Raw genomic sequence first — 24,687 nt, 5'->3', positions numbered from 1 at the left:
GGGTCAGTCTCCCTCACGCACAAGTCGGCCACGTTCCAGATAGAGCGAAGGCTGGGGCAGGCGGCGGATCAGCGCCTCATTGTGGGTGGCAACAATTACGGTTGTGCCCATGCTGCTAAGCTCGCCAAACAGGTCCAGCAGTTTGTGCGCCTGGGTTTCTTCCAATGCATTGGTTGGCTCATCTGCCAGAACAAGGCCGGGGCGGTGAACAATGGCGCGGGCAATGGCCGTTCGCTGCTGCTCTCCGCCCGAGAGGCGGGAGGCCCGTACGTTCACACGCTCTCCCAACCCGACCCATTTCAGGATGGCATGCACTTCATCCGTGATCTCATCTTCCGGGCGGTGTTGAAGGCGGAGGGGCAGGGCGACATTATCCGCCACGGATAAATCCGGCATCAGTCTGTAATTTTGATGCACCATGCCGATTCGCTGGCGCAAGCGCATCAATGTGGCCCGTGGGGCATCCGCCGTGACGCTCTTGTTCAGAATATCCATGCTGCCATCGGTAGGCAGGCTTTCCACATGCAGCAGGCTGAGCAGGCTGGTTTTTCCCGCGCCGGACGGGCCAAGCAGCCAGCGAAAGCCGCCCTGTGGCACCGAAAAGGACAGGCCGGAGAGAACTGGAGTTCCATTTTTGCGTTCCCGCCGCCATGAAACGTTTTGCAGACGGATCATGAGAGAAAGACGTGTTGGGCGCTGCGGCGCGGCGTGATCTGGGCGACGTGATGCATGGTCTGATAGTAGCGGAGAGCAGCCTGCACTGTCGATGATAAGCCGCAAAGGGAGTGGCCCAGACTGTTTTAACGGCGATTGTGCAAAATCCCCTCTGGCATGGTGGGCTGCCTCTTGTATTAAAGAGGGTGCTTGAAAAGCTGCTTTTCAGGCGGATGCGTTCGGTATCGGCTGAACAACGCGTGCCATGACAGCTACGGCAGGACAGAGAATACTGATGAGAATAGTTTGCCCCTCATGTGGCGTTGCCTATCAGGTGCCTGCGGCTCTCCTGGCCAAGCGGCACACGCTGAAATGCTCTGCCTGCGGGGTAAAATGGCGTGTGGAGCTTCCGGTGGAAGAAGCTACGGCCCCACCAGCACCTTCCGTTGAGCAGAACGCTGTTACCGCACGTGCGCCAGCGCCGGTGCCGGAGGGTGGCCTCATACCGCCGAAGCCGGACGTGCCCGCTCCTGCGGCTGCTCCCCCGGTATCCTCACCTCAGCCCGTGCCAGAGTCTGAGGCAGTTCCTTCCGCACCAACAGAGGCTGCGGCCACGGAACCACCAGCACCGTCTTCTGCGGCAGCCTTTGAAAAACTTTTTGGAACGCCAGCCTCGTCGGGGCCTGCTACGGCCCAGCCAGCGGAACCTGTTGAGCGGGAAGAGGCTGGAGCCGAAGAGCCCGAACCCGCAGAACAGCATTTCGCGAGCCAAACCGAGGCTGATGAGTCTGTAAAAAAGGGCGAGGATGCCTCACTCGCCCACCCGCCCGAGCCGGAGAAGAGTGAGCCCGCCCTTCAGGACGGTGCCGCGTCTCCAGTTGAGGCGCAGGTGGAAGAAAAGGAGGAGCCGTCAGCACAGCCGGTTTCTTCTGTTGCCTCGCCTTGGCCTGCTCCAGCGTGGGGGAAACCCCAGACTGAGAAAAAAGCGTTCGTTGAGGAAAAACCGGAAGCAAAGAAACCAGACATTCCTTTGCCCGCGGAGGAGAAGGTTTCTCAGTCTCTGCCGGAAGCTCCCCAGTCTGAGGCTGTCAGACCAGAAACGTCTGAAAGCGTAGAGCAGGTTGCTCCTGTCGCGTCGCCTGCGCCGGAAGCTCCATCAGGTCCGGTTTCCTCGGACACTGCTGCCAATGAGGAAATCGCCGGAAGCGAAGCTGCTGGTGAGCAGGTTGTTGAAGAGCAGACGACCGCAGAGCCGCAGGTCGAAACAGCTACCGCGCAGACGCAGCCAGAACAGACTGCGCGCGAACCTGCAAGCGCCACCCAGCAGCATGCTCACAAGCTCCAGGCAGGTATGTCTTCCGCTTATCAGCAGGTTCTGGCAACCGGAGCCGGGCTGGCCGAGCGCGTAGGCAGTAAGGGCAGCCTGCGAGACATGATGACGCAGGATATATTCTGGCGCCGGGCGTGGATTGGCAGCTTTATTCTGGCAATTGTGGTCTTGGTGGCAGGTTGGCACTGGTGGGGCGCTATTGTGCACGCGTGGCCTGCAGCAGGCCGGCTACACCAGCCCGGTTAAGCCAAACTTCAAATGCCGAACAGGGGGCTGGTGAGAAGACTGACGCCAGACCCTGCTGGCCGATTTCCGTCGGCCAGCCTTTACTGCTGGATATGGGGTTAACCAGCAGGAGAAAGGGTTAAATGCTTTTACCGGCCAGCGTGGCGAGTGTGGCGCCAGCGGCGGCAAGGCCCATCAGCAGGATACCATCCCAGATAAGACCACTAGCCGTCAGATCATGCCCGGCGACCACAATATGCTGCGGAATGGCGGCCGCAACGTTGGTAATGGCGTCTTTTGCCTGCGGATCAGCGGCCACGGCAGCGTGAGAAAGCGCACCCACCAGTGCAGGCAGAACTTTCCAGAGCACTCCCGCAATCAGAAGCAGGGGGGCAAAAAGCTCGGCCAATTGCTGGATGAAATAGAACGCGAAATAGCAGACAGACCAGATGCCGGTGCGCACCAGCCGGAATGCCAGAGGAGAGCCATCCGCAGCGCGGGAGGAAAACGCCAGAGGACGAGCGTAATTGGCGTTAGGGGGTTGATCCATGATCTGTATCGTTCCTTCGGGCCTAGTAAAGCGTGCTTCTGCATCAACCTGAACCCGCAGGCGCGCAGATGTGATGGCGCGAACTATACACCACCCTGCGTTCTGGTCACACCGCTGCGGCAATAAAGACAGTGGAGCGTGTTTTTCCTGTTACGCCGTTGTGTGGGAGGGCGTGATACCCGGCGTGCCCAAAGGATGGTAACGCATTCGAGAGCAGACGGACCCGCGCGCAATTTGTTAAGGGAAAACAGGACCATGGCAACATCTGTCGTAACGGAAGATAACCATATCGATCGGGATATAACCATCAGCAACAGCAGGCAGTGCGCGCAGGACGCACGCTGAAATAAACCAAAGGAGATTTTCTGGCTGAGTGAGCCTGAAGCGGAGCAGGAATGAATTTTTTGTCGTGTACAATCTGGCTTGTTGGGGTGGGGGGCGCTGAATGTGACCACCTCGTGGCCCAGTTCAGCCAGCGTGGCTTCAAGGTTCAGGTGTTTCCCGATGGAAAAGCGGCTTTCGGCGCGTTTGACGGGTCTCTGCCAGACATGCTGGTGGTTGCGGCTTCCTTGTCGGATATGTCTGCCAGCCAGCTTTGCCAGCGTTTGCGCCTTAACTCCGTGACGCGGGGCATCCCCGTTGTCGTGCTGACACAGGCTGCGGATGCCGTGGTGGAACATGAAGTTCTGGGGCGGGGAGCTGATGCGTGCTTCCCCCTGAAGGGCGATCCTGCGTTTCTGATGTTCCGCATCTGCGCACTGCTGCGGGATTACGACGAGGAGACGCCTACACGGGATAATGCCGTGTTCCGTCAACCATCCGTGGCGGTGGTGACGGCTCCGGGAGGCGCATTATGGTCCTGGCGCGGCGGGGGGCAAGGCGGCGTTCCTTTGCTGGTGGAACTGCTTCAGCAGGACGGCGAATCCGTAAAACTGATTGATGATCCGGATCGGCTGGATTTTTCGGCCTACCCTGTGGGCTCGCACCCATCTGACTGTGTGGTGGTTGATCTGGGCTGCCCGCTTTTTGATGGGCTGGCGTTGGCCCGAACACTTGTGGCCATGCGGCGGCGGAACCGGCAATGCATTCGGGTGCTTGGGATGGCGGAGCGGGGGCAGGTTTCCAGCCATCTGGCGGTCATTGCTTTCGGAGCGGGGATTGATGATCTGGTGGATGCCGATATTTCGCCTGATCTGCTGATGGCGCGGATTGGCAGCCTTGTGCGCCGCAAGATCCTGCAAGATGAAATGCGCAGGGAAGAAGCGCATATTGAAAGCGCGCGCGCCCGTATGGCGCTGGCCGATGCCCTCAGGCGTGTGAATGCTGATCTTGCCGCAGCCAACAGGAAATTGATCGAGGCACAGGCAAAACTGGTGCAATCGGCCAAAATGGCATCGCTGGGGGAGTTGGCAGCGGGGATCGCGCATGAATTCAACAACCCGCTTGCTTTTGTTCTGGCGCATGAAGGCACGGTAAACCGCAGCATTACACGCGCCATGCAGGCTGTGCGGGAAGGAGATATGCAGGCTGCGGAGAGCGCGCTGGCCAAAAGTCAGGAACGGCTGGCGTCTTCCTTTGTCGGGCTATCCCGCATGCGTGATCTGGTGGCCAGCCTCAGGCGGTTTTCAAGATTGGAGGAAGGGGAATTCACCCGGCTTGATGTGCCAGAGGCACTGGCCATGGTGTTGATGCTGCTAGCCCCTAAACTTGGGCAGGAGATCCGCGTTGTCTGCCATCTGGATGCGCCGCCAGAACTGTTCTGTCAGGCGGCACTGGTTAATCAGGTGGTCATGAATATTGTGAGTAACGCAGCAGACGCCATTTTGGAAAAGCGTCGTGAAAACAAGGAGGCTTCTCCTGGTGTGGCTGAAGAGGACAGCATTGAGATCAGTTCCTGTCTTGAGCCACGCAACGGAGAGGAAGAGGGGCAGGATTACGTGATCCGTATCAGTGATACAGGGCCGGGTGTGCCGGAAAATTTGCAGGAACGGATATTTGAACCTTTTTTTACAACAAAACCTGTAGGCTCAGGGACCGGGCTTGGACTGGCCACCGCTTATGGCGTTGTGCAGGCTCATGGTGGGAGTATTGTTGTGACGAACGCGCAGGAAAAAGGTGGTGCCTGCTTCACATTGCGGGTGCCCTACAGGGCTGTGGAGGAGAGGCGGAGTGATTACGCTGCCTGAACCAGACCGGAAAGCCGTTGTTCTGGTTGTAGATGACGAGCTTGAAATCCTTGTCGCGCTGGCTGATCTGCTGGAGGATACGTACGACGTTCTTTCAGCATCGTCGGGAGAGCAAGGACTAGCTCTGCTTCAGCAGAACCCGGATGTTGCGGTCATTATTTCTGATCAGCGCATGCCTCACATGACGGGTGACGCCTTTCTGGCGCGCGCGCGCATGGTTTCGTCGGCAGGCGCTATCCTGCTGACGGGATATGCTGATATCTCGGCTGTGGAGGCTGCTCTCAATCAGGGCAAGATCTCGTTTTTCGCTTACAAGCCGTGGGATGATGAAACGCTTCTGTCCATGGTGGCGCAGGCGGCCGGACGGTATGAGCTTGAAAAGGAACTGGCGTGCGAGCAACGGCTGTTGCGCGGGCTTCTGGACAATCTGCCGTTCGGGTTGGCGTTCAAGGATGAGAAAGGGCGCTTTATCCGGCTGAACCAGCAGATGGCGGCGCAGTTTGGTCGTCCTGCTGAAGCCTGCATCGGGCAGAAGGAAGAGACCCTGATTGACGCCGAACGTCTGCAAAGTCTCAAAGAGGCTGAGGCAGCGCTGGCGTCTGGCGCGCGCGATCAGCAGGTTCTCAGGCTCACCAGCCCGGACGGGCAGGCCCGCTGGCATGACCTCACCCGTATGAAACTGGGTGGCGCGCCGGATGACGCCGGACAACCGCGAAAAGATGAACTGGCTGATTATTCCATCCTGATAGACCGGGATGTGACAGATCTGCTCAATCTGGAGCAGCGGCTGCGGCAGGCCCAGAAAATGCAGGCCATTGGAACGCTTGCCGGAGGTGTTGCGCATGATTTCAACAATCTGCTCACCGCCATTATGGGATCGCTTGAACTGGTGATGGATCTTGAGCCACCCAAGGAGCCTGGGGTGGCGCGGTTGTTCCATAATGCAATAGAGGCTGCACGGCGCGGCGGCGCGCTGACGCAGAAACTGCTTGATTTCAGCCGTCCGCGCCATTTGTCCTGCCAGCAGGTGGAGGTGGGGCAGATCTTGCGAGATCTGCAAAGTTTCATGGTGCGTGGGCAGGTGCCTGATGACCTGCAAACCGCTCTGGGCGCAAACAGTGAGGAAGCCGCCAGCCGAATTGGCTCCGTGCAGTTTGATATCCCGGATGAGGCTCTTCCGCCGGTCTGGACCGATGCAGTGCAGCTTGAACTGGCCATTTTCAATCTGTGCATCAATGCGCAGGATGCGCAGCCTGATGGGGGCACTATCAGCGTCTCCGTGCGCAAGGCTGCGCGTCTGCTCGGGCGGAGCACCACGGCCGCCGCTGGCGGTGCGTGGGTGGTGGTGCAGGTGATGGACCGCGGTGTGGGCATGACAGAGGAAATGCAGGCCCGTATTTTTGATCCGTTTTTCACCACCAAGGATATTGGGAAAGGAACAGGCCTCGGTCTTTCCATGATTTACGGCTTCATCAACCATTGCGGGGGTGAAGTCCGTGTGGAAAGCGTGCCGGGAGGGGGGACGTCCATAGAACTCTGGCTGCCAGCCATGGCGACGGATGTGAACGCGGAAGACTCGTCTTCTTCTGTCGTGACCCCACTGCCAGCACAGCAAGAACGGGCCGCTACGCTGCCGCCCGTAGGGGACGGGCGCCTCATTCTTGTGGTGGATGACGAGACAGGGGTGCGGAGTGTCACATCCGGCTTCCTGCGTCGGGCTGGCTACGAGGTTCTGGAGGCGTCAAGCGGGGCGGAAGCTCTGGCCATGGTCGAGGGCAGGCCGGAAATCTCGCTGGTGGTGATGGACGTGATGATGCCGGGCATGAATGGCGATGAGGCCGCACGGCGCATTCATGTTCTGCGGCCGGATCTGCGGGTTCTGTTTGTCACGGGGTATACGGATCTGGGGCTTCTGCCTGCCGGTGTAACGGTGTTGCACAAGCCTTACACGCGGGATGCGCTGCTGGGGGACGTGCGGGCAATGCTGGCAGCGTAAACTCCCCTCTTGTGCTGACGGAAGGAAAGCCTATTTCTTTCTACCATGTATAGCGATCACACAGCCTCCTCCCCGCATGATCCCGTCGGATGGCACGGGACCACTATCCTCTGTGTTCGGCGTGGCCCGGACGTTGCCATGGCAGGTGACGGTCAGGTGACACTGGGCCAGACCGTCATCAAGGGCAATGCGCGCAAGGTGCGCCGCATTGGCCCGTCCGGGTCCATTCTGGCAGGTTTTGCCGGAGCCACGGCGGATGCCTTCACCCTGCTTGAACGGCTTGAAGCCAAGCTTGAACGCTACCCCAACCAGCTTGAGCGGGCCTGTGTGGAACTGGCCAAGGATTGGCGGACAGACCGTTATCTGCGCCGGCTGGAAGCCATGATGGCCGTGGCGGATGCTGAACATTCCTACACCCTGACCGGGAACGGTGATGTGCTGGAGCCGGAAGATGGCATTATCGCTATTGGATCCGGCGGGAATTACGCCCTTTCTGCTGCCCGTGCGTTGTTGACCGTAGACGGGCTGGATGCGGAGGAAATTGTGCGCCGCTCCATGAAAATTGCCGGGGACATCTGCGTTTACACCAATCATTCCGTCAGGGTGGAAACGCTTTCTGCCAGCACGGCAACCGGGAAGGGAGAAGCGTGATGGAAGCACCAACCTTTTCCCCCAGAGAAATTGTCTCGGAACTTGATCGGTTTATCGTAGGGCAGGGTGACGCCAAGCGGGCTGTGGCCATTGCCATGCGTAACCGCTGGCGGCGTGCGCAGCTGGGTGAAGGACTGCGCGAGGAAGTTGTGCCCAAGAACATCCTGATGATTGGCCCGACCGGGTGCGGTAAAACCGAGATTGCCCGCAGGCTGGCCAAGCTGGCGCAGGCTCCCTTCCTGAAAGTGGAAGCCACCAAGTTTACGGAAGTGGGCTATGTGGGCCGCGATGTGGATAGCATTGTGCGTGATCTGGTGGAGGCCTCCATCACCATGCTGCGTGATGTCAGGCGGCGTGATGTGAAGGTGAAGGCCGAGCAGGCGGCGGAAGACCGGCTGGTGGACGCTCTGGTGGGGCAGAGTGCTGCGGCCGAGACCAAAAACAAGTTTCGTACCATGCTGCGCAATGGCGACCTTGAAGATAAAGAGGTTGATATTGCCGTGGTTGAAGCGCCGCCGCAGGGTGGGGGCGAAATGCCCGGCGTGATGCCCGGAAATGTCATCAATTTTGGCGAGATGATGAAAGGCTTCATGAACCGCACACCACAGCAGCGCCGCCTGAAGGTTGCCGCCGCGCGTGAGTATCTGGAGCGGGAAGAAGCGGACAAACTGCTGGATAATGAAGCCCTGACGCGTGAAGCCGTAGCCCATGCGCAGGATAACGGCATTGTCTTTATTGATGAGATCGACAAGGTATGCGCCCGCGCGGCAGAAGGCGGCGCACGCGGGGGCGATGTCTCACGTGAAGGCGTGCAGCGTGATCTGCTGCCGCTGATTGAAGGCACAACGGTTTCCACCAAATATGGGCCGGTGAAGACAGACCACATTCTGTTCATTGCCTCCGGTGCGTTCCATTTGGCCAAACCATCTGATCTGCTGCCGGAATTGCAGGGGCGTTTGCCCATTCGTGTGGAATTGCAGCCGCTCACCCGTGAGGATCTTCGGTCTATCCTGACCGACCCCGAACACTCTCTGCTCAAGCAATATACCGCTCTGATGGGGACGGAGGGTGTGACGCTTTCCTTCTCTGATGGCGCAGTGGATGCTCTGGCTGAACTGGCGGCGGATATTAACGAACGAGTGGAAAATATAGGCGCTCGTCGTCTGGCCACGGTTCTGGAAAAACTGCTGGAAGAAATCTCCTTCACGGCTTCTGACCGGAAGGGGGAAACCATTGTGGTGGAAGCCTCGCTTGTGAATGACAAGGTTGCCCCGCTGGCCCGCAAGGGTGATCTCAGCCGGTTTATTCTGTAATGGAGGCGCCGTTCGTTCTCCCTGCGGAAGAGACCGCAGCCGAAGCCATTGACGCCATTCGTGATGAGCTGGAACTGTTTGATGACTGGATGGAGCGCTATCAGTACATCATAGAAATGGGGCGCAAATTGCCCCCATTTCCCAAGGATTGGTGTGATGATGCCCATCGGGTGCCGGGATGCCAGAGCCAGGTCTGGCTGGAGGCTAAGGAGGAAGATGGCATTCTGTATTTTGCCGGTCTTTCCGATGCCGCCATTGTCTGCGGTTTGGTGGCGCTGTTGCTGCGTGTCTATTCAGGACGCAGCCCTGAGGAAATCCTGAACACTGACCCGCAGTTTTTGCGGGATCTGGGATTGGTTCAGGCACTGTCCACCAATCGTGGGAACGGGGTGGAAGCCATGGCGCGTGCAATCCGGTCTGCGGCGGCCCCTCAGAAAATATCCTAAATCAGTATAGGTCTTCTGCCCGCGTCTGACAGGGGCGGGCAGAAGACATTTTGGGCCTCTTTCCTGTATCTGGGCAGGAAAGAGCTTGTGGCATTGTGTCCGGGGTGCAAATTGTATCTAATGTGTAACGGACGGGGCGGCATTCTGACTGCTTTCTGCCGAAATGATGTGTGCAGGCTTATGCTGTCATGAATGTCGCGTTTCTTTATATTGCTGAACCCTATCAATGTTATCATGGTGCATCACTGGCCTTGGCCCTGGGGGCGTATGCGGGCGTTGATGTTGTTAATTACTACAACTTTCCGGAAACACGGGAGCATCTGAAGCGGATTGGCCGTGTGATGGGCGCGCCAGAACCGGATATGAAATTTCTGGACCGTTCCTTCCCCATAAAAATGCATGAGGCCGCAAAGCGTCTGGATCGCGTCAAACTGATGCTGCTGCGGCAAAATGCGGAAGAACTGAACCAGTATGATGCGATTGTTGCCACGGAATACACGGCAGGCTTTTTACGCAAGTTGGGCGTAACCCGGCCCAAACTGATTCTTGTGCTCCATGGGGCAGGGGACCGGCTGGTGGATGATGAAGCCCTGATGCGGGATTTTGACTTTACGTTGTTGCCCGGCCCGAAAGTTGAACAGTACAGTCTTCAGAAGAATCTGGTGCGACCGGGCCACTATGCCACGGTCGGGCTACCGCGCATGGATGTCTGTGCGGCAATGCAGCAGGACACACCGGAGGGACTGTTTTCAAATCCCAGACCATTTGTACTCTATAATGCCCATTGCAAGCGGAAGCTTTCCTCGCTGCCACGCTTCATGCCTGCCTTGTTCAAGGGGTTTAAGGGGCAGTCACGCTATAATCTGGTTGTGGCGCCGCATATCAAGACCTTTCATAAAAGCCTTGGTATGAAAACCCGTTTCATGAAGCGGTATAATGCTCCGACCATTCATGTTGATACACAATCTGATCGCCTGATTGACATGACCTATACCGCCCACGCGGATATCTATGTGGGGGATGTCAGCAGTCAGGTGTACGAATTTCTGGTGAAGCCCCGGCCCTGCGTGTTTTTGAATACAACCGGTATTGAGTGGCGGAACAATCCGCATTTTCTGCACTGGAATCTGGGCGAAGTGGTTGATCGACCCGAAGAGGTGATGCCTGCCATCATGCGGGCGCAAGAGGTTCACGCCCGTTATCGTCCCTTACAGGAAAAGCTTGTGAAAGACTCTCTGGGAGATCCGGTTCTGGGGGCATCAAAGCGAGGGGCAGCGGCCATCATACGCTTTATGAAATAGACGCGGCTTAATCTCTGAATATGCTGCGTCGTTCTGGTCTTGTGTCTGGATGTTTCAGGGTATTGTTTTTCTAAAAGTATAAGAATTCTTTAGACGTTTTCTGGAGTTCAGATGAACAGCTTCCGGTAGCCGCCTCTATGCCGAAGAAGAGGTGGCTAGGAAAAGGCATTAAGCAACTTGGCGGGATCTGGAGCCCAGTTTTAAATTTGCCAGTATGTGGGAACATCAAGATCTTATGGCCGGAAACTACTGCAAGAGTAGGTTCTTAGAGCCAGCCACTTCAGTTCTCTGGTCAGCTTTCTTGGCTTTTCTGAAAAATTTTGAGTGCTGCGCTTACTTTTTCTTTCTGGTTTCTGATACCTATCCTTGTCGCTTCATGGATAAGAAATAAAAAAACCGGCAACCTGTTTTCAGGTGCCGGCTTTTTTGTAAGCCTGTTCTGTTCTTTGGAGACGGGATTTAGGCGGATTTTTTCTCGGAGAGGCCTTTCAGCACATCCGCAGGACGAATGGGCTGATGGCGCAGCCGTACGCCCACGGCATTGAAGACGCCATTGGCAATGGCCGCCCCAATGGTGGTGACCCCCGGTTCCCCAAGGCCCATGGGTTTTTCAGTGCTTTCCACAAATTCGATGTCGATTTCGGGTGCATCTGAAATACGCAGGGGCGTGTAGGTGTTCAGGTTCCGGTCCCGCACATTGCCGTTCACAATTTCCGTGTTTTCGAACAGCGCCATGCTCAGGCCCCACAACGCGCCGCCTTCGGTCTGGGCTGCCGCACCGTCCGGGTCCACAATGGTGCCTGCATCCAGCACCAGCCAGATTTTCTGGCAGGTAACGACGCCTGTTTTACGGTCCACATGCACCTGCACGGCACCAGCCGTCCAGGTTGGCATATTGCGTTCCTGCCCGAAGGTTGTGGCAATGCCGATGGCTGTATCAGCGGGCAACTGCACTTTGCCGTAGCCACATTTTTCCACCAGCCGCTTCAGCACGTTGGCCTGACGCGTTGCACCACCCACGGAATTAGGCGCGCTGCCAACGTTGCGACCTTTGGCTGTCAGCAGGGAAAGGCGGAACGCCACAGGGTCCTTGCCGAGTTCGTGTGCCAGTTCATCCAGAAAGGCTTCATGCGCCCAAGGCGTCCAGCCGGAACTGACCGACCGCAGCCAGCCCGGACGGAAGGTAGCGTCAGCCAGGTCATTATCCAGCGCCCGCACCCGCATTGGGCCAACATCATACCAATGGTCAGCACCTGCAATGGCGAACTGATCGTAAGGTTTGCCGTCGGCTCCTTTTTCCATGAAGGCCGCAGCCATCACGCCTGTGGGCCAGCCAGCGGAAGCATGGTGCTCCCACCCTTTGAGGCTTTTCTGGTCATCCAACGCCACGCGCACCGTCTGAATGGACGGGGAGCGGAAGGAGTCAAATAGCATGTCGTCCGAACGGGTCAGGATCAGTTTGACCGGCTTGCCACCCAGCGCCTTGGAGATGAGCGCTGCGGGTACAGCGTAGTCTCCGTTCAGGCGGCGGCCAAAGCCCCCACCCAGCAGATAGCTGCGCATGATCACCTGAGATTCCGGCACCTGCAAGGCTTTGGCAATAACCGGCAGGAACAGGGACTGCCACTGGTTGCCGCAATGGATTTCCCATTTGCCGTCCTGCAGGCGTGCCAGCGCATTCATGGGTTCAAGCTGGTAATGCAGCACGGAGGCACAGGTATATGTGCGTTCAAAAACCTGCTTGGCGGATGAGAAGGCTTCATCCACCCCGGAATCATTGAACACGCAGGAACCACCGGTTTTCTCGGCAATCTGTTTGCGGCCGTGCTCAATAATGTCCTTTTCAGACACATTGGCGGTCTTGCCCGGTGTCCAGGTGACTTTCAGCGCATCCGTCGCGCGGATGGCCGCCGGGTAGGAGGACGCCAGAACGGCAACCCAGCCGGGCACAGTATCCGACGGGTCTTCCAGAACGATGTAGCGGATATAGCCTTTGATCTTCTTGGCTTCGCTATCATCTACAGAGACAACCTTGGAGCCATAGCGGGTTGGCGGCAGTTTGGGGCGCGCATACACCATGCCGTCCAGCTTGGCATCAATCCCGTAGATGGCGGTGCCGTCGGTCTTGGCCGGAATATCCAGCGCCTTGACGTCCTTGCCAATCAGGCGACGTTCGGACGCGGGTTTCAGCGGCAGCTTGGCCATTTCATCAGGCGTATAGGTGCGCGTGGGGTGCGCGCGGCTGACAATATCGCCATAGGAAATGGATTTGCTGCCAGCAATCACGCGGCCATTGCGGGCGATACAGCTCGCGGGCGAAACGCCCATCAGCTTGGCGCCTTCTTCCACCATGACCGTACGGGCTGCCGCACCAGCCTGACGGAAGACATCCCATGTCATCCACACGGACCATGACCCACCTGTGACCATCAGCCCCCATTTGGGGTCTGTATCCACCTGCGTGATCTTGACCTTGTCCCAGTCGGCTTCCATTTCGTCCGCGATGATCCGGGCGAGGGCGGTGCCGGTGTGCTGGCCCATTTCCGCACGGATGACGTTGACGTTCACCACGCCATCCGGTGCGATGGAGCACCAGATGGTGGGTTCAAAAGCGCCATCACCGGGTAGCCCGGCAGAAGCGGGGAAGGTCTGCGCGGCCTTGGCTTCCCGCGCGAACCCGAACAGAAAAGCGGAGCCAGCAGCCGTCAGCAAAAAGCCTCGGCGGGTTGGTCCACGTCCTGCTGCGCGATCCTGCTGTGCCGCAATGCGTTCAAGTTTACCCATTTGATGCAGTCTCCTCACGCATGGCGGCAGCGGCTTTCTTGATAGCCTTGCGAATACGGATGTACGTCATGCAGCGGCACAGGCTACCGCCCATAACGCCATCAATCTGTTCATCCGTGGGGTCCGGATAATCCTTCAGCAGGCTTGCCGCCTGCATGATCTGGCCGGACTGGCAGTAACCGCACTGAGGCACCTGAATGTCACGCCATGCTTCCTGCACCGGATGTTTGCCTTCCGGGTGCAGGCCTTCAATGGTGGTTACTTCAGCACCTTCAATGGAGCTGACAGGGGTGATGCAGGAGCGCGTGGCGCGCCCGCCCACATGCACCGTGCACGCACCGCACTGGCCTACACCGCACCCGAACTTGGTGCCGGTCTGGTCCAGTTCGTCCCGCAGTGCCCACAGAAGGGGGGTATCATCTGGCACATCGACGGATACGTCACGGCCATTGAGTTTGAACTTAATCATGTCTGGCTCCGTGTGCCGTCTCAGTGAGAAGAATTGACAGGAATGGTCTTGACGGTCTCGCGCACTTCAGCGGCTTTCTTCTCAAGGTCTGTCCACGGCGGCAGGGTGGTGCGTGTGCGGCGCAGATAGGCTGCAATACGCGCCATGTCGGCATCGGACAGGGCATTGTAGAAACTGGGCATGGCAATGCCGGACTGGCCTTCTTCAGCCGTAAGGCCGCGCAGCATTACCTGGAAGAGGTTTGTCGGCTCGTCCAGCCACAGGGCGTTGTTGAGCGCCAGATCCGGGCGACCAAGCACAGGGGAAGGGGCCGCATTGTAATGGCAGGCCGCGCAGGCGCCCTGATACAGTTTGGCGTCCGGGTCCACATTCGGGCCGATCAGATCAATCTTGGATTGCTCCATGGCGCGGGCAAGGGCGGCCTTGTCATGCTTCTCGCGTTCCGCAGCGTGGTCCACGTCCGCATAATAATGGGCAATGGCGTGCACATCATATTCCGGAACCTGAGACAGGAAACGGTGCGGTACAGGAGACATGGGGCCACCGGCAGGACCGTGCAGCGGGGCCACGCCAAAGCGCAGATACTGATACAGTTCGTCTTCGGTCCAGGTGGTGGGGGTGGGGTTCTTGTCGTTCAGCGGAGGGGCAATCCATCCATCCACAACCGCGCCATCATACATGGAGCCCTTCTTTTCGGCCCCCATGAAGTTACGGGGTGTATGGCACGCGCCACAGTGGGCGTTGCCTTCCGCCAGATAGGCCCCACGGTTCCACAAGGCATCATGGCTTGGGTCAGGCTTGTATATGCCGGGGGTGAAGAACAGCAGTTTCCAGGCTGCCTGACCAATGCGCAGGCTGAGCGGGAAAGGTAGTTCATTCGGACGCCGCGCCATATGTACGGCCGGGCGGGTCATGAGATAGGCGTACAGATCAGAAATGTCCTGATCCGTCATTTTGGTGAAGTGATCATACGGGAAAGCCGGGATCAGATGCACACCCTTGCGGGAGACGCCCAGACGCATGGCGCGACGCAGTGCTTCTTCTGACCAGCGGCCAATCCCCATTTCCGGGTCCGGCGTGATGTTGGAGGAATAGATGGCCCCGAACGGGGTTTCCATCTTGTAGTCACCCGCCAGTTCCGGGCCACCGCCCATGTCTGTGCGGGTGTGACATTCCGCGCAATAACCTTCAGCCGCAACAATGCGGCCGCGTTCAATCTGCTCCGCCGAGAAGCTGCTCGCCGCCGGTGGATCAATTGTGGCGATAGGCGGGTACCACGCATAATACAGGAAGCCGAGTCCACCCAGGACACCGGCTCCAACCACTCCGGCTAAGAGACGTTTGATCACTCTACCCCCAATCCAGTAAAGACAGCGCCCGCCATACGCAGAAAGACCGCCACAGCAGTCTTCCCTCCCTAGCGTTGGCAGGCGGCAGTCTAAAGGCCCGTTATTTCTTAAAGATAAGGCTTATCTTGAATTGAGTAGCAAATAAACGCATAGGTTCGGCTCTCGCGCGCCAAAAAATGAATAAGATTTATTTGGATCACGAGAATGTTAGAAGAAACCGCTGATTTTCGCAGTATCTATATTTTAACGTATATAGACAAGGCCAATTTTGCATGAAAGCCATGCAGTCAAGGCTTGCGACATTACGCCGTTTTATTGTGTTGGGGACCGGGAGATGCTTCTCCTGAAAAGCGCTGGAGCCTTTCAGGAGGAGGGGTTTTGTTATGACAAGCCCAGATTTTTCAGAGTGTGGCGCACGCCGTGCTCACGCATGCTGGTGCGCAGAGCCACCACATCTTTTGTAAAGGCGGGGTAAGCATCCAGCCCCCATCCGGCAAAGACCGGCATCCGCAGGCCTGCGGCCAGATCACTCTCCAGCGCCAGAGCCTTTGCCGCATCAGGCAGCCCGGGTTCAGACAGCGTGTAGGATTTGTGGCTTTCCGTCTCGCCGCGCAGATATTCCAGGAAGCACGCGACGCCAAATGCTAGGCGGCGGTGATCCTTGTTGGCCCCCAACACACCTTTTACTGTGTCTGTCAGGAAGACAGGCAGTTTGGATGCGCTGTCTGATGCAATACGAAGAAGCTGGTCACCCACAGCCGGGTTGCGGAAGCGGTGCAGCACCTGATGGGCATAGCCTTCAAGCGAAACACCTTTGGGAGGCGTGATGAAGGGGGAGGCATCCTGTGCCAGAAACTGCTCCAGAAGTGTGACCAGAGAGGTATCACCCATTGCATCTGGCACGGTCTGATAGTCCATCAGCAGGCCGGGCAGGGCCAGCATGGAGTGAGAGGCATTGAGCATGCGCAGCTTGACCTGCTCATACGGCCCCACATCGTTGGTGAATTCTACCCCCACGGATTCCAGTTCCGGACGGCCTGCGCAGAAATTATCTTCCACCACCCACTGGGTGAAATCTTCCGCAAACAGAGGCATCTTGTCCGCAACGCCGCTGAGTTCGTCCAGTCGGGTAACATCTGCTGATGAAACGGATGGGGTGATGCGGTCCACCATGGTGGAGGGGAAGGTCACGTTTTCCGCAATCCATTCTCCCAGAGCAGCATCACGGGCTTTGGCGTAGGAGCAGAAGGCTGTGCGGGCAACCACACCGTTATCCTGCAGATTATCGCATGTGAGAACGGTGAAGGGGCCAACCCCGCTATCCCGGCGCAGGCGCAGGGCTTCTGTTACCAGCCCGAAGGCGGTTTCTGGCAGATCCCGTTTCAGATCAGCGGCAATGGCCGGGTCATCAAGCATGAAGCGGCCATCGGCATCTACATAATAGCCGCCTTCTGTAATGGTCAGGCTGACAATCTTAATAGCAGGGTCAGCCAGCCGACGAATGGCTCCGGCCCGGTCTTTTGCTGCCTGCACATACTCGGTAATGGCACCAAGCACGCGCGTGGTATGGCCGCCATCTGTTGCAAATTCGGTAAGGGTATAAAGGCCGTTCTGTTCGGCCATAATCGCTGCGCGGCGGGTTTCACGCTCATTATCGCGTAGCCCTATGCCTACAATCGCCCAATCCTGCTGGCCGGGACGAGCCAGAACCCGATCAACATACATCGCCTGATGAGCCCGGTGAAAATTGCCAACAGCCAGATGTGCAATGCCGGGTGTGGTCTTCTGACGGTCATAAGCAGGGGTGAGAACCTGCGGCGGAAGCTGTTTGAGCGTGGCGTTGGAAAGGGGAGTCATGAAAGTGGCGTACCTCATAATGTTGTTCACGCCCAATGGGGCATGAAAGGTGAAAAGAAGCGCGCAGCAAAATACTGTTTTGCGCTTCCGTGCACATGGGTCAGGCCGTGCACGAAGGAGAAAGCGCGGAAGAAAGCACAGGGTTGCCCGGCAGGATGGCCTGCGGGGGCCATGATGAAAAGGAGAACCCGCAGCAGGTGCCTTATGCCATGAAGGCATGGCATGCCCCTTAGTGGCAGGAGGCGGCTGATAGCGCTTTACAGGCGCGTGTGGCCTGACTGTGAATGGAGCATAACATACTCTGACTGAAAAATCCTGCGCGGAGATGACTTGAAAATGTAAGGGGCTTCCGTTAAGGGAGGCCCTTCGCACACGCGCCCGGGCTTGTGGGGCATGCCCGGCCGTGTTCTGTCGTTCTTATGGGGCGACGCGTTTTTCGAGCTTTCAGGAGTAAAGAAATGCCCAAGATGAAGACCAAATCGTCGGTCAAGAAGCGGTTCAAGATCACCGCAACCGGCAAGGTGCTCTCTGGTCCGTGCGGCAAGCGTCACGGCATGATCAAGCGCCCGCAGAAAATGAAGCGCACCAACCGCGGCGCACAGGTGATGACACCGCAGGACGGTCGTACCGTCAAGCAGTGGGCACCCTACGGGCTGGTTTGAGGAGTATCTGAGAAATGGCACGTGTAAAACGCGGTGTAACCACGCACGCCCGTCACAAGAAGGTTCTTGAACTTTCCAAGGGCTTCCGTGGTCGGTCTTCCACAAACTACCGTATTGCTCTGGAACGGCTCGAAAAGTCTCTCCAGTACGCATACCGTGACCGCCGGAACAAGAAGCGCGAATTCCGCGCTCTGTGGATCCAGCGTATCAATGCCGCCGTGCGTGAGCATGGCCTGACCTACAGCCGTTTCATCAACGGTCTGGACAAAGCTGGCATTGAAATCGACCGTAAGGTTCTGGCCGCCATCGCTTTTGATGACGCCGCAACCTTCGCTGAAATCGTGAAGAAAGCTCAGGCCGCTCTGGCTGCCTGAAATTTCGGCCGATAAAGTGTTAGAAAAGGCCGTCCAGTCTGGGCGGCCTTTTTTATTGCCAGTGATGGTTTGAACAGCGGTTGAGGTAGGGTGGCGGCACGCTGGCCGCCCCGGCTTTTGGCTGGTTTTCTGTGGGGAGGGGTTTTCTCCGCGCCGCAGAGAGAGTATCCGCCCTGTAGCGTATTTTTTCCCTCGTGCGAGGTTTCATGAGCGACGATCTTGAGATTCTGCGGCAGGATGTCCTGTCCGAACTGGCTGAGGCCGCAGACCTGCGGGCATGGGATGCCATTCGTGTCGGCACTCTTGGTAAATCAGGCCGCCTGACAACCTTGCTGAAAGCCTTGGGGAAAATGGCCCCGGATGAGCGCAAGGCGCGCGGTGTGGCGTTGAACCGCCTGCGGGATGAACTGACCCGCGCTGTTGAAGATCGCGGCAAGGCGCTGGAAGCTGCGGAGCTTGAAGCGCGTCTGGTGGCTGAACGTGTGGATGTGTCTCTACCGCCGCCGCCTGCGCAACAGGGCTTCATTCACCCGATTGCGCGCGCGGTGGAAGAAATGACCGCCATTTTCGGGGCAATGGGTTTCAGCGTTGCGGAAGGTCCAGATATTGAAACGGACTGGCACAATTTCTCCGCGCTGAACACGCCCGATCATCATCCGGCCCGCACGGATCATGATACCTTTTATCTGCCCCCCGCGCCGGGGCTGGATGTCACCCGCGTTCTGCGGACCCAGACCTCTGGCGTGCAGATCCGCACCATGCTGGCGCAGAAGCCGCCTATCCGTGTGATCTGCCCGGGGCGCACTTACCGCGCAGACCATGACGCCACACATTCCCCCATGTTCCATCAGTGTGAGGGGCTTGTGGTGGGCAAAGGCATTACGCTGGGGCACCTCAAGGGCTGCCTGATCGAATTCCTGCGCGTGTTTTTTGACAAACCGGATCTGCCTGTGCGTTTCCGTTCCTCTTATTTCCCGTTCACCGAGCCTTCCATGGAAGTGGATATCGGGTGGTCCCGCCGTACAGGTGAGATTGGCGGAGGGGATGACTGGCTTGAAGTGCTTGGCTCCGGCATGGTGCATGCCCGTGTTCTGGCCAATTGCGGGCTGGACCCGCGTGAGTGGCAGGGCTTTGCCTTTGGCATGGGCATTGAACGGCTGACCATGTTGAAGAACGGCATTCCGGACCTGCGTTCGTTCTATGAAAGTGATATCCGCTGGCTGCGCCATTACGGGTCTGACCCGCTTGCGCCCGCGCTGCTGCACGAGGGGCTGTAAGCCATGAAATTCACGCTATCCTGGCTATATGACCATCTTGAAACGTCCGCCACACTGGCTGAAATCTGCGCCAAACTGAACCAGATTGGCCTTGAGGTTGAAGGTGTTGAAAACCGTGGCGCGGCCATAGAACCGTTTCTGACCGCCCGTATTCTTGAAGCGACGCAGCACCCCAATGCAGACCGTCTTCAGGTTTGCCGTGTGGACGCTGGTCCGGGCTTGCAGGATGTGCAGGTGGTGTGCGGCGCGCCGAATGCGCGTGCTGGTCTGGCCGTTATTTTCGCGCCGCCAGGCACGTATGTGCCGGGGCTGGATATCACCATCAAAGCCGGCAAGATCCGTGGCGAAGCCAGCGGTGGCATGCTTTGCTCCCTGCGTGAACTGGGGCTGGGTGAAGAAAGCAACGGCATTGCCGAACTGCCTGACGATACGCTGCCCGGCCAGTCCTATGCTGATTTTGCCGGGCTGGATGATGTGGTGATTGAAATTGCCATCACGCCCAACCGGGGCGATGCCCTGAGTGTGCGGGGGATTGCACGTGATCTGGCCGCAGCAGGTTTGGGCACCTTGCGCTCTTGGCTGGCAGATACGGTGGATGGCACATTTGACTCCCCCGTTGTGTGGGAGAACAGCTACCCGGAAGCCTGCCCTTGGGTTCTCGGGCGCACCATCCGGGGTGTGAAAAACGGGCCAAGCCCTGAATGGCTGCGGCGTAAGCTGGAAAGTATTGGTCTGCGGCCCATTTCCGCGTTGGTCGATATCACCAACTATTTCTGCTTTGATCTGGGCCGTCCGCTGCACGTGTTTGACGTGAACAAGCTTGCAGGTGGCCGCCTGACGATGTGCCACGGTGAAGGTGAAACGTTCCGGGCGCTGGATGGGCAGGATTACACCGTTACGCCAGATGATTGCGTGATTGCAGACGCGAATGGCGTGCAGTCTCTGGCCGGGATCATGGGCGGCGAGGCCTCAGGCGCGGATGAAAGCACGACCGATGTGTTTGTGGAATGTGCGCTGTTCGACCCGGTGCGTATTGCGCTGAGCGCGCGCCGGGTAGGGGTCTCTTCTGATTCCAGCTACCGGTTTGAGCGTGGGGTCGATCAGGCGCTTCCCGTTGCCGCGCTGGAAGCCGCTACCCGTCTGATTATTGACGTGTGTGGTGGTGAAGCCAGCGAGGTTGTTTCTGCTGGTGACCAGCCTGCGTGGCAGCGTGACGCAACGCTGCGTTTTGAACGTGTCAAAACGCTTGGTGGGCTGGATGTGCCGCCGCAGGAGAGTGTGACCTTGCTGGAAAAGCTGGGTTTTGAGGTGCAGGAGCAGACGGACGCGGCCGTGCGGGTTAGCGTGCCATCCTGGCGGAATGATATTGCCCAGAAGTCCGTTCTGGCTCAGGGCGCGGATATTGCTGCCGATGTTGCGGCCAAGGCAGCTGAAGGCGTTGACCAGATTGAAGCGGAAAGTGATCTGGTTGAAGAAATTCTGCGCCTGAAAGGGCTGGATAGCGTGCCAGCCGTTCCGTTGCCGCCGGTAAGTGTGGTGCCGGGCGTGGCATTGACAGCCAAACAGACGCGGGCAGCACGTGCGCGGCGTATTCTGGCTGCGCGTGGTCTGGTGGAAACCGTTGGTTTCTCGTTTGTCTCGCACGAGGAAGCGTTGCGGTTTGGCGGTGCGCCAGACAGTCTGCGTCTGCTGAACCCCATTGCGTCTGATCTGGACCAGATGCGGCCCACGCCGCTGGTCAATCTGGTTGCAAGTGCGCAGCGGAACAGCGCACGTGGTTGGGCGGATATCGGGCTGTTTGAAGTCGGCCCAGCTTTTTCTGAAAAAGCTCAGACGCTGGTGGCAGCTGGTGTGCGCACAGGCCATACGCCCCGTTATCCAGGGCAGGAAAGCAGTGCAGTTTCTCTGTGGGCGGCCAAGGCCGATGCGCTGGAACTGCTGACGCAACTTGGCGTAAGTGCCGATGCTTTGACAACCACGGCCGATGCACCATCCTGGTATCATCCGGGGCGCTCTGGCGTGCTGCGTCAGGGGCCAAAGAACGTGCTAGCCTATTTTGGTGAATTGCATCCGTCTTTGCTTCAGGCAGAAGGCATTGATGTGCCTGTTGTCGGGTTTGAGGTGCTGATGGATGCGGTGCCCGAACCCAAGCGCCGTAAGAAATCTGCTCCGTCCCTGTCTGCCTTCCAGCCTGTAAGGCGTGACTTTGCGTTTGTTGTCGGGCGCGATGTGCCTGCCGAGGCTCTGCTGCGGGCCGTGCGTGGGGCGGATCGGAATCTTGTGGCGGGCGTCAGCCTGTTTGACGTGTATGAAGGCCCGCATGTGCCCGAAGGCCATCGTTCCATCGGCATTGAAGTCACCTTGCAGCCAGTGGACAAAAGCCTGACGGATGCGGAACTGGAAGCTGTGTCCGAGCGGATTGTGGCAGCCGTTACCAAAGCCACAGGTGCTGTGCTGCGTTAAAGGGCGTGGAGGCGTACAGGCCTCCAAGAACCATACAGGCAGGGAGAGAGGGATGAGAATGCGGTGTGCAGGGGCTTTTGGCCGTAATGTCCGGCGTGTTGCTCCCCTTTCGGTACTGGTTGGAGCCTTGTGGCTGGCCGGTCTGCCTCAGTGCACGGCCGCGGAGCGTATTACCGGGGCAGGCTCCAGTTTTGCTGCGCCTTTGTATGAGGCGTGGTCTTCTGTCTCGGAAGCCAAAACCGGCGTGCGGGTCAATTACCAGACCATCGGCTCAGGCGCGGGCCAAAATCAGGTATTGGCTGGCACGGTGGATTTTGGAGCCTCCGACGCGCCTATGGCGCCAGAGCGATTGGAAAAAGGCAAGCTGCTACAGTTTCCCACAGCTATTGGCGGCATTGTGGTGATTGTGAATGTACCCGGCGTGCCAGATGGTGGCCTGAAATTAACCGGCACCATTCTGGCTGGTTTGTATGACGGTACCATCACGGTGTGGAATGACCCCCGTATTGTGGCGCTGAACCCGGACCTGAAATTACCGGATCTACCGGTGGCGCCTCTGCACCGTGCTGATGGTTCAGGCACCACATATGTTTTCACAGATTATCTGAGCCGTGTGGCCCCCCAATGGAAGGAAACCATAGGGCAGGGAACGTCCGTTGCATGGCCTATGGGCGCAGGCGCGCGCGGAAATGACGGGATAGCCTCTTACGTGCGCAATACACGCGGCAGCGTGGGCTATGTGGAATACGCCTATGCGGAACGAAACCACCTGCCAACGGTGCAGTTGCAAAACCGCGCAGGGGAATTTGTTACGCCTTCCGCCGAGAGTTTTGCAAAGGCTGCGGATTCCGCTGAATGGGCGGATGAAACGCTGACAGCGTCCTTGTGTGATACGGATGGACAGGGCGCGTGGCCGATTGTCACCACCACCTATGCGCTGGTTCCCCGCGCCATACTGGCAAAGCCGCGCGGAGTGGCTGTTAGCCGGTTTTTCTCATGGGGATTGACGGAAGGCGAGGCGGAAAGTCGCAAGCTGGATTATGTGCCTGTTCCCGTACGTATCAGAGATGTGGTGCTGCATCGGCTCGGCAATAACCCGCCCCCCTGAACTGGTAAGGCGAGGGGGGCTCCGATTGAAACTGGCAGGATTATCTCTGGGGCCTTGGAGGTAGTCGCTTCCTTGGAGGTCGTGTTTCGCGCTGTTCTCTCAGGCCGTTTAAAAATCATTAGTATGAGGGCAGAGGGGGCTGAAAAGGTGGGATGGAAAACTCAGTGCGGGAGCGTGGGAGGAAAATCCAAAACATTCTGCATTAAAGAGGCCCGTGAGCTTGGCCTGATCGGTTTTTCAAATCGCCTCTGCATGACGCACGATTGCCCTGATCGCTCTGGTGTGGCGTGCGTTTCAAAATCCACTCTGGTCGTCTTCTGATTGCCGGGCGCGATTTGCAACGGCTGATAAGGGTGCCTTTCTGGTTGTGGGAGGAGTGATGTTATCCTGCCACAAACTTAATCTGCGTCTCAGAAACCGGGAGACCTTCACCGCTAAGCGTGTGGGGGGGGCGAGGCGCTACTGGAGAATAGGTAGCGCACAAAAGGGTGGCAAAGGAAATACGTCAGCCATCGTGTGTTCGTGCTATAACAAGGTCGCGTGTGAAGAATCCTTTCCTGTCGGATGGCATGGAATGAGGGAGCGATCAGAATGAAAAAAAGAAAAATCGTTATGCACCACTATTACGGGCGGTGAGCGTGATGGGGCTTGGGGTTTGTCTCAGCGTCGCTCCTGCGGCCTTAGGCGCACGGGCCTGGGCGGAGGCGGTGCAGTATGGCCCGGAACTTGAAGAGTTCGTATATCCTTATCCTGTTGCGCAGTACACTTTTTCTTCTCAGCAACAGTCACTGCACATGGCCTATATGGACGTGCATCCGCAAAACCCTAACGGACGCACAGCAGTTTTGCTGCATGGCAAAAACTTTTGTGCCGCGACATGGCAGCAGACAATAGTGCAACTGGTGCAGGCAGGGTTCCGCGTTGTTGCCCCTGATCAGATCGGTTTTTGCAAATCAAGCAAGCCGCAACAGTATCAGTTCAGTTTTCAGCAACTGGCGCGTAACACGCATGATCTGCTCAGCAGCATCGGTGTTTCAAACCCCGTTCTGATTGGCCATTCCACAGGAGGAATGCTCGCGGTGCGGTATGCTCTGATGTATCCGGAGCAAACAGCACAGCTTGTACTGGTGGACCCAATAGGGTTGGAAGACTGGAAAGCCAAGGGTGTGCCATCCCTGAGCGTGGACCAATGGTATGCGCGTGAACTGGCGACAACTGAAGACACGATCCGCACTTATGAAACCCAGACTTACTATGCCGGGGAATGGCGGCCGGAGTATGAAAAATGGGTGCAGATGCTGGCGGGCATGTATCGGGGGGCTGGCAAGCAGGCCGTGGCCTGGAATTCAGCGTTGTTGTATGACATGATCTATACGCAGCCCGTGGTCTATGAGTTCGGAAAAATTGCAGTTCCTACCACGTTGATGATCGGGGCAAAGGATAATACCGCTATCGGGAAAGCCGCAGCGCCGCCAGATGTTCAGAAACAGTTGGGGCATTATCCTGAACTGGGGAAAGCTGCTGCCAATGCTATTCCCCATGCACATCTCATCATGTTTTCAGAACTGGGGCATTCTCCACAGATTCAGGACCCAACCGCATTCCATGAAGCGCTGTTGAAAACACTGGCACCGGCACGATAAGGCTGGATTTGAAAAATGCCGACCGCCTCATTCCCATAGTTTTGTAAAT

Annotated in this window: 19 protein-coding genes; 13 read left to right on the top strand and 6 right to left on the bottom strand. The window is 57.8% G+C overall.

Translation table 11 applies throughout. The features are described from left to right. Positions 1–3: 3 nt before the first annotated feature. Entirely contained in the window at positions 4–675 is a 672-nt protein-coding gene (locus ASN_RS00265; RefSeq protein WP_006557051.1) for a cell division ATP-binding protein FtsE, read from the bottom strand. A gap of 274 nt (positions 676–949) precedes the next feature. Between ASN_RS00265 and ASN_RS00260 the strand changes: the two genes are divergently transcribed. After that, positions 950–2,230 carry a zinc ribbon domain-containing protein gene (locus ASN_RS00260; protein ID WP_058986890.1) on the top strand — a complete coding sequence of 427 codons (1,281 nt, stop codon included), beginning with the start codon at positions 950–952 and terminating at the stop codon, positions 2,228–2,230. Positions 2,231–2,348: 118 nt separating this feature from the next. Here ASN_RS00260 and ASN_RS00255 read toward each other — a convergent pair whose 3' ends face one another. Continuing rightward, the gene (locus ASN_RS00255) at positions 2,349–2,759 is read right to left on the bottom strand and encodes a hypothetical protein (protein WP_039903077.1); all 411 of its coding nucleotides are present in this window, start codon (positions 2,757–2,759) and stop codon (positions 2,349–2,351) included. Between the two features lie 395 nt (positions 2,760–3,154). Between ASN_RS00255 and ASN_RS00250 the strand changes: the two genes are divergently transcribed. The 6 genes from ASN_RS00250 (at position 3,155) to ASN_RS00225 (ending at position 10,652) form a co-directional block, all read left to right on the top strand. Beyond that, complete coding sequence (locus ASN_RS00250; RefSeq protein ID WP_050942232.1) at positions 3,155–4,945, top strand: ATP-binding protein; 1,791 nt, start codon at positions 3,155–3,157, stop codon at positions 4,943–4,945. Next, positions 4,929–6,941 (top strand): response regulator, encoded by a 2,013-nt coding sequence (locus ASN_RS00245; RefSeq protein WP_058986889.1) that lies wholly within the window; start codon positions 4,929–4,931, stop codon positions 6,939–6,941. The genes ASN_RS00250 and ASN_RS00245 overlap by 17 nt, the downstream gene beginning before the upstream one ends. 45 nt (positions 6,942–6,986) lie before the next feature. After that, the gene (gene hslV, locus ASN_RS00240) at positions 6,987–7,592 is read left to right on the top strand and encodes an ATP-dependent protease subunit HslV (RefSeq protein ID WP_006557057.1); all 606 of its coding nucleotides are present in this window, start codon (positions 6,987–6,989) and stop codon (positions 7,590–7,592) included. Then, a complete protein-coding gene (gene hslU / locus ASN_RS00235) occupies positions 7,592–8,905 on the top strand; it encodes an ATP-dependent protease ATPase subunit HslU (RefSeq protein ID WP_006557058.1) in 1,314 nt (437 codons plus the stop codon). Before hslV ends, hslU begins: the two co-directional genes overlap by 1 nt. Then, a complete protein-coding gene (locus ASN_RS00230; RefSeq protein ID WP_006557059.1) occupies positions 8,905–9,351 on the top strand; it encodes a SufE family protein in 447 nt (148 codons plus the stop codon). Before hslU ends, ASN_RS00230 begins: the two co-directional genes overlap by 1 nt. Before the next feature lie 188 nt (positions 9,352–9,539). After that, complete coding sequence (locus tag ASN_RS00225) at positions 9,540–10,652, top strand: hypothetical protein (RefSeq protein ID WP_058989022.1); 1,113 nt, start codon at positions 9,540–9,542, stop codon at positions 10,650–10,652. A gap of 459 nt (positions 10,653–11,111) precedes the next feature. Here the strand turns inward: ASN_RS00225 and ASN_RS00220 are convergent, their stop codons facing one another. The 4 genes from ASN_RS00220 to ASN_RS00205 form a co-directional block, all read right to left on the bottom strand. Then, positions 11,112–13,436: a xanthine dehydrogenase family protein molybdopterin-binding subunit gene (locus ASN_RS00220; RefSeq protein WP_058986888.1), complete on the bottom strand. Its 2,325-nt coding sequence runs from the start codon at positions 13,434–13,436 to the stop codon at positions 11,112–11,114. Next, positions 13,429–13,905, bottom strand: coding sequence for a (2Fe-2S)-binding protein (locus ASN_RS00215; RefSeq protein ID WP_006557063.1), 477 nt, complete (start codon positions 13,903–13,905; stop codon positions 13,429–13,431). Before ASN_RS00215 ends, ASN_RS00220 begins: the two co-directional genes overlap by 8 nt. A 20-nt stretch (positions 13,906–13,925) precedes the next feature. Then, positions 13,926–15,254, bottom strand: a complete 1,329-nt coding sequence (locus ASN_RS00210) for a c-type cytochrome (RefSeq protein ID WP_039903083.1) — start codon at positions 15,252–15,254, stop codon at positions 13,926–13,928. 381 nt (positions 15,255–15,635) lie between these two features. Beyond that, a complete protein-coding gene (locus ASN_RS00205; RefSeq protein WP_058986887.1) occupies positions 15,636–17,111 on the bottom strand; it encodes a mannitol dehydrogenase family protein in 1,476 nt (491 codons plus the stop codon). A gap of 458 nt (positions 17,112–17,569) precedes the next feature. Between ASN_RS00205 and rpmI the strand changes: the two genes are divergently transcribed. The 6 genes from rpmI (at position 17,570) to ASN_RS00175 (ending at position 24,638) form a co-directional block, all read left to right on the top strand. Then, positions 17,570–17,773, top strand: a complete 204-nt coding sequence (rpmI, locus tag ASN_RS00200; RefSeq protein ID WP_006557067.1) for a 50S ribosomal protein L35 — start codon at positions 17,570–17,572, stop codon at positions 17,771–17,773. 14 nt (positions 17,774–17,787) lie between these two features. Then, a complete protein-coding gene (gene rplT / locus ASN_RS00195; RefSeq protein WP_006557068.1) occupies positions 17,788–18,147 on the top strand; it encodes a 50S ribosomal protein L20 in 360 nt (119 codons plus the stop codon). Positions 18,148–18,353: 206 nt separating this feature from the next. Continuing rightward, positions 18,354–19,424 (top strand): phenylalanine--tRNA ligase subunit alpha, encoded by a 1,071-nt coding sequence (gene pheS / locus ASN_RS00190; protein ID WP_058986886.1) that lies wholly within the window; start codon positions 18,354–18,356, stop codon positions 19,422–19,424. Between the two features lie 3 nt (positions 19,425–19,427). Then, positions 19,428–21,887, top strand: a complete 2,460-nt coding sequence (gene pheT, locus ASN_RS00185; RefSeq protein ID WP_058986885.1) for a phenylalanine--tRNA ligase subunit beta — start codon at positions 19,428–19,430, stop codon at positions 21,885–21,887. Between the two features lie 52 nt (positions 21,888–21,939). Next, positions 21,940–22,995, top strand: coding sequence for a phosphate ABC transporter substrate-binding protein PstS (pstS, locus tag ASN_RS00180; RefSeq protein WP_082666523.1), 1,056 nt, complete (start codon positions 21,940–21,942; stop codon positions 22,993–22,995). A 641-nt stretch (positions 22,996–23,636) separates the two neighbouring features. Continuing rightward, positions 23,637–24,638, top strand: a complete 1,002-nt coding sequence (locus tag ASN_RS00175) for an alpha/beta fold hydrolase (RefSeq protein ID WP_058989021.1) — start codon at positions 23,637–23,639, stop codon at positions 24,636–24,638. Positions 24,639–24,687 lie beyond the last annotated feature (49 nt).

Source organism: Acetobacter senegalensis, from assembly GCF_001499615.1.
In the GTDB taxonomy this organism is placed as follows: domain Bacteria; phylum Pseudomonadota; class Alphaproteobacteria; order Acetobacterales; family Acetobacteraceae; genus Acetobacter; species Acetobacter senegalensis.
The sequence above is the reverse complement of the archived record's forward strand: the minus strand, read 5'-3'. Positions and strand labels throughout refer to the sequence as shown.

Coding starts and splice junctions, on each gene's coding strand:
- ASN_RS00265 (WP_006557051.1), bottom strand. CDS start 675: ATGATCCGTCTGCAAAACGTTTCATGGCGGCGGGAACGCAAAAATGGA.
- ASN_RS00260 (WP_058986890.1), top strand. CDS start 950: ATGAGAATAGTTTGCCCCTCATGTGGCGTTGCCTATCAGGTGCCTGCG.
- ASN_RS00255 (WP_039903077.1), bottom strand. CDS start 2,759: ATGGATCAACCCCCTAACGCCAATTACGCTCGTCCTCTGGCGTTTTCC.
- ASN_RS00250 (WP_050942232.1), top strand. CDS start 3,155: ATGAATTTTTTGTCGTGTACAATCTGGCTTGTTGGGGTGGGGGGCGCT.
- hslV (WP_006557057.1), top strand. CDS start 6,987: ATGTATAGCGATCACACAGCCTCCTCCCCGCATGATCCCGTCGGATGG.
- hslU (WP_006557058.1), top strand. CDS start 7,592: ATGGAAGCACCAACCTTTTCCCCCAGAGAAATTGTCTCGGAACTTGAT.
- ASN_RS00230 (WP_006557059.1), top strand. CDS start 8,905: ATGGAGGCGCCGTTCGTTCTCCCTGCGGAAGAGACCGCAGCCGAAGCC.
- ASN_RS00225 (WP_058989022.1), top strand. CDS start 9,540: ATGAATGTCGCGTTTCTTTATATTGCTGAACCCTATCAATGTTATCAT.
- ASN_RS00220 (WP_058986888.1), bottom strand. CDS start 13,436: ATGGGTAAACTTGAACGCATTGCGGCACAGCAGGATCGCGCAGCAGGA.
- ASN_RS00215 (WP_006557063.1), bottom strand. CDS start 13,905: ATGATTAAGTTCAAACTCAATGGCCGTGACGTATCCGTCGATGTGCCA.
- ASN_RS00205 (WP_058986887.1), bottom strand. CDS start 17,111: ATGACTCCCCTTTCCAACGCCACGCTCAAACAGCTTCCGCCGCAGGTT.
- rpmI (WP_006557067.1), top strand. CDS start 17,570: ATGCCCAAGATGAAGACCAAATCGTCGGTCAAGAAGCGGTTCAAGATC.
- rplT (WP_006557068.1), top strand. CDS start 17,788: ATGGCACGTGTAAAACGCGGTGTAACCACGCACGCCCGTCACAAGAAG.
- pheS (WP_058986886.1), top strand. CDS start 18,354: ATGAGCGACGATCTTGAGATTCTGCGGCAGGATGTCCTGTCCGAACTG.
- pheT (WP_058986885.1), top strand. CDS start 19,428: ATGAAATTCACGCTATCCTGGCTATATGACCATCTTGAAACGTCCGCC.
- pstS (WP_082666523.1), top strand. CDS start 21,940: ATGAGAATGCGGTGTGCAGGGGCTTTTGGCCGTAATGTCCGGCGTGTT.
- ASN_RS00175 (WP_058989021.1), top strand. CDS start 23,637: ATGGGGCTTGGGGTTTGTCTCAGCGTCGCTCCTGCGGCCTTAGGCGCA.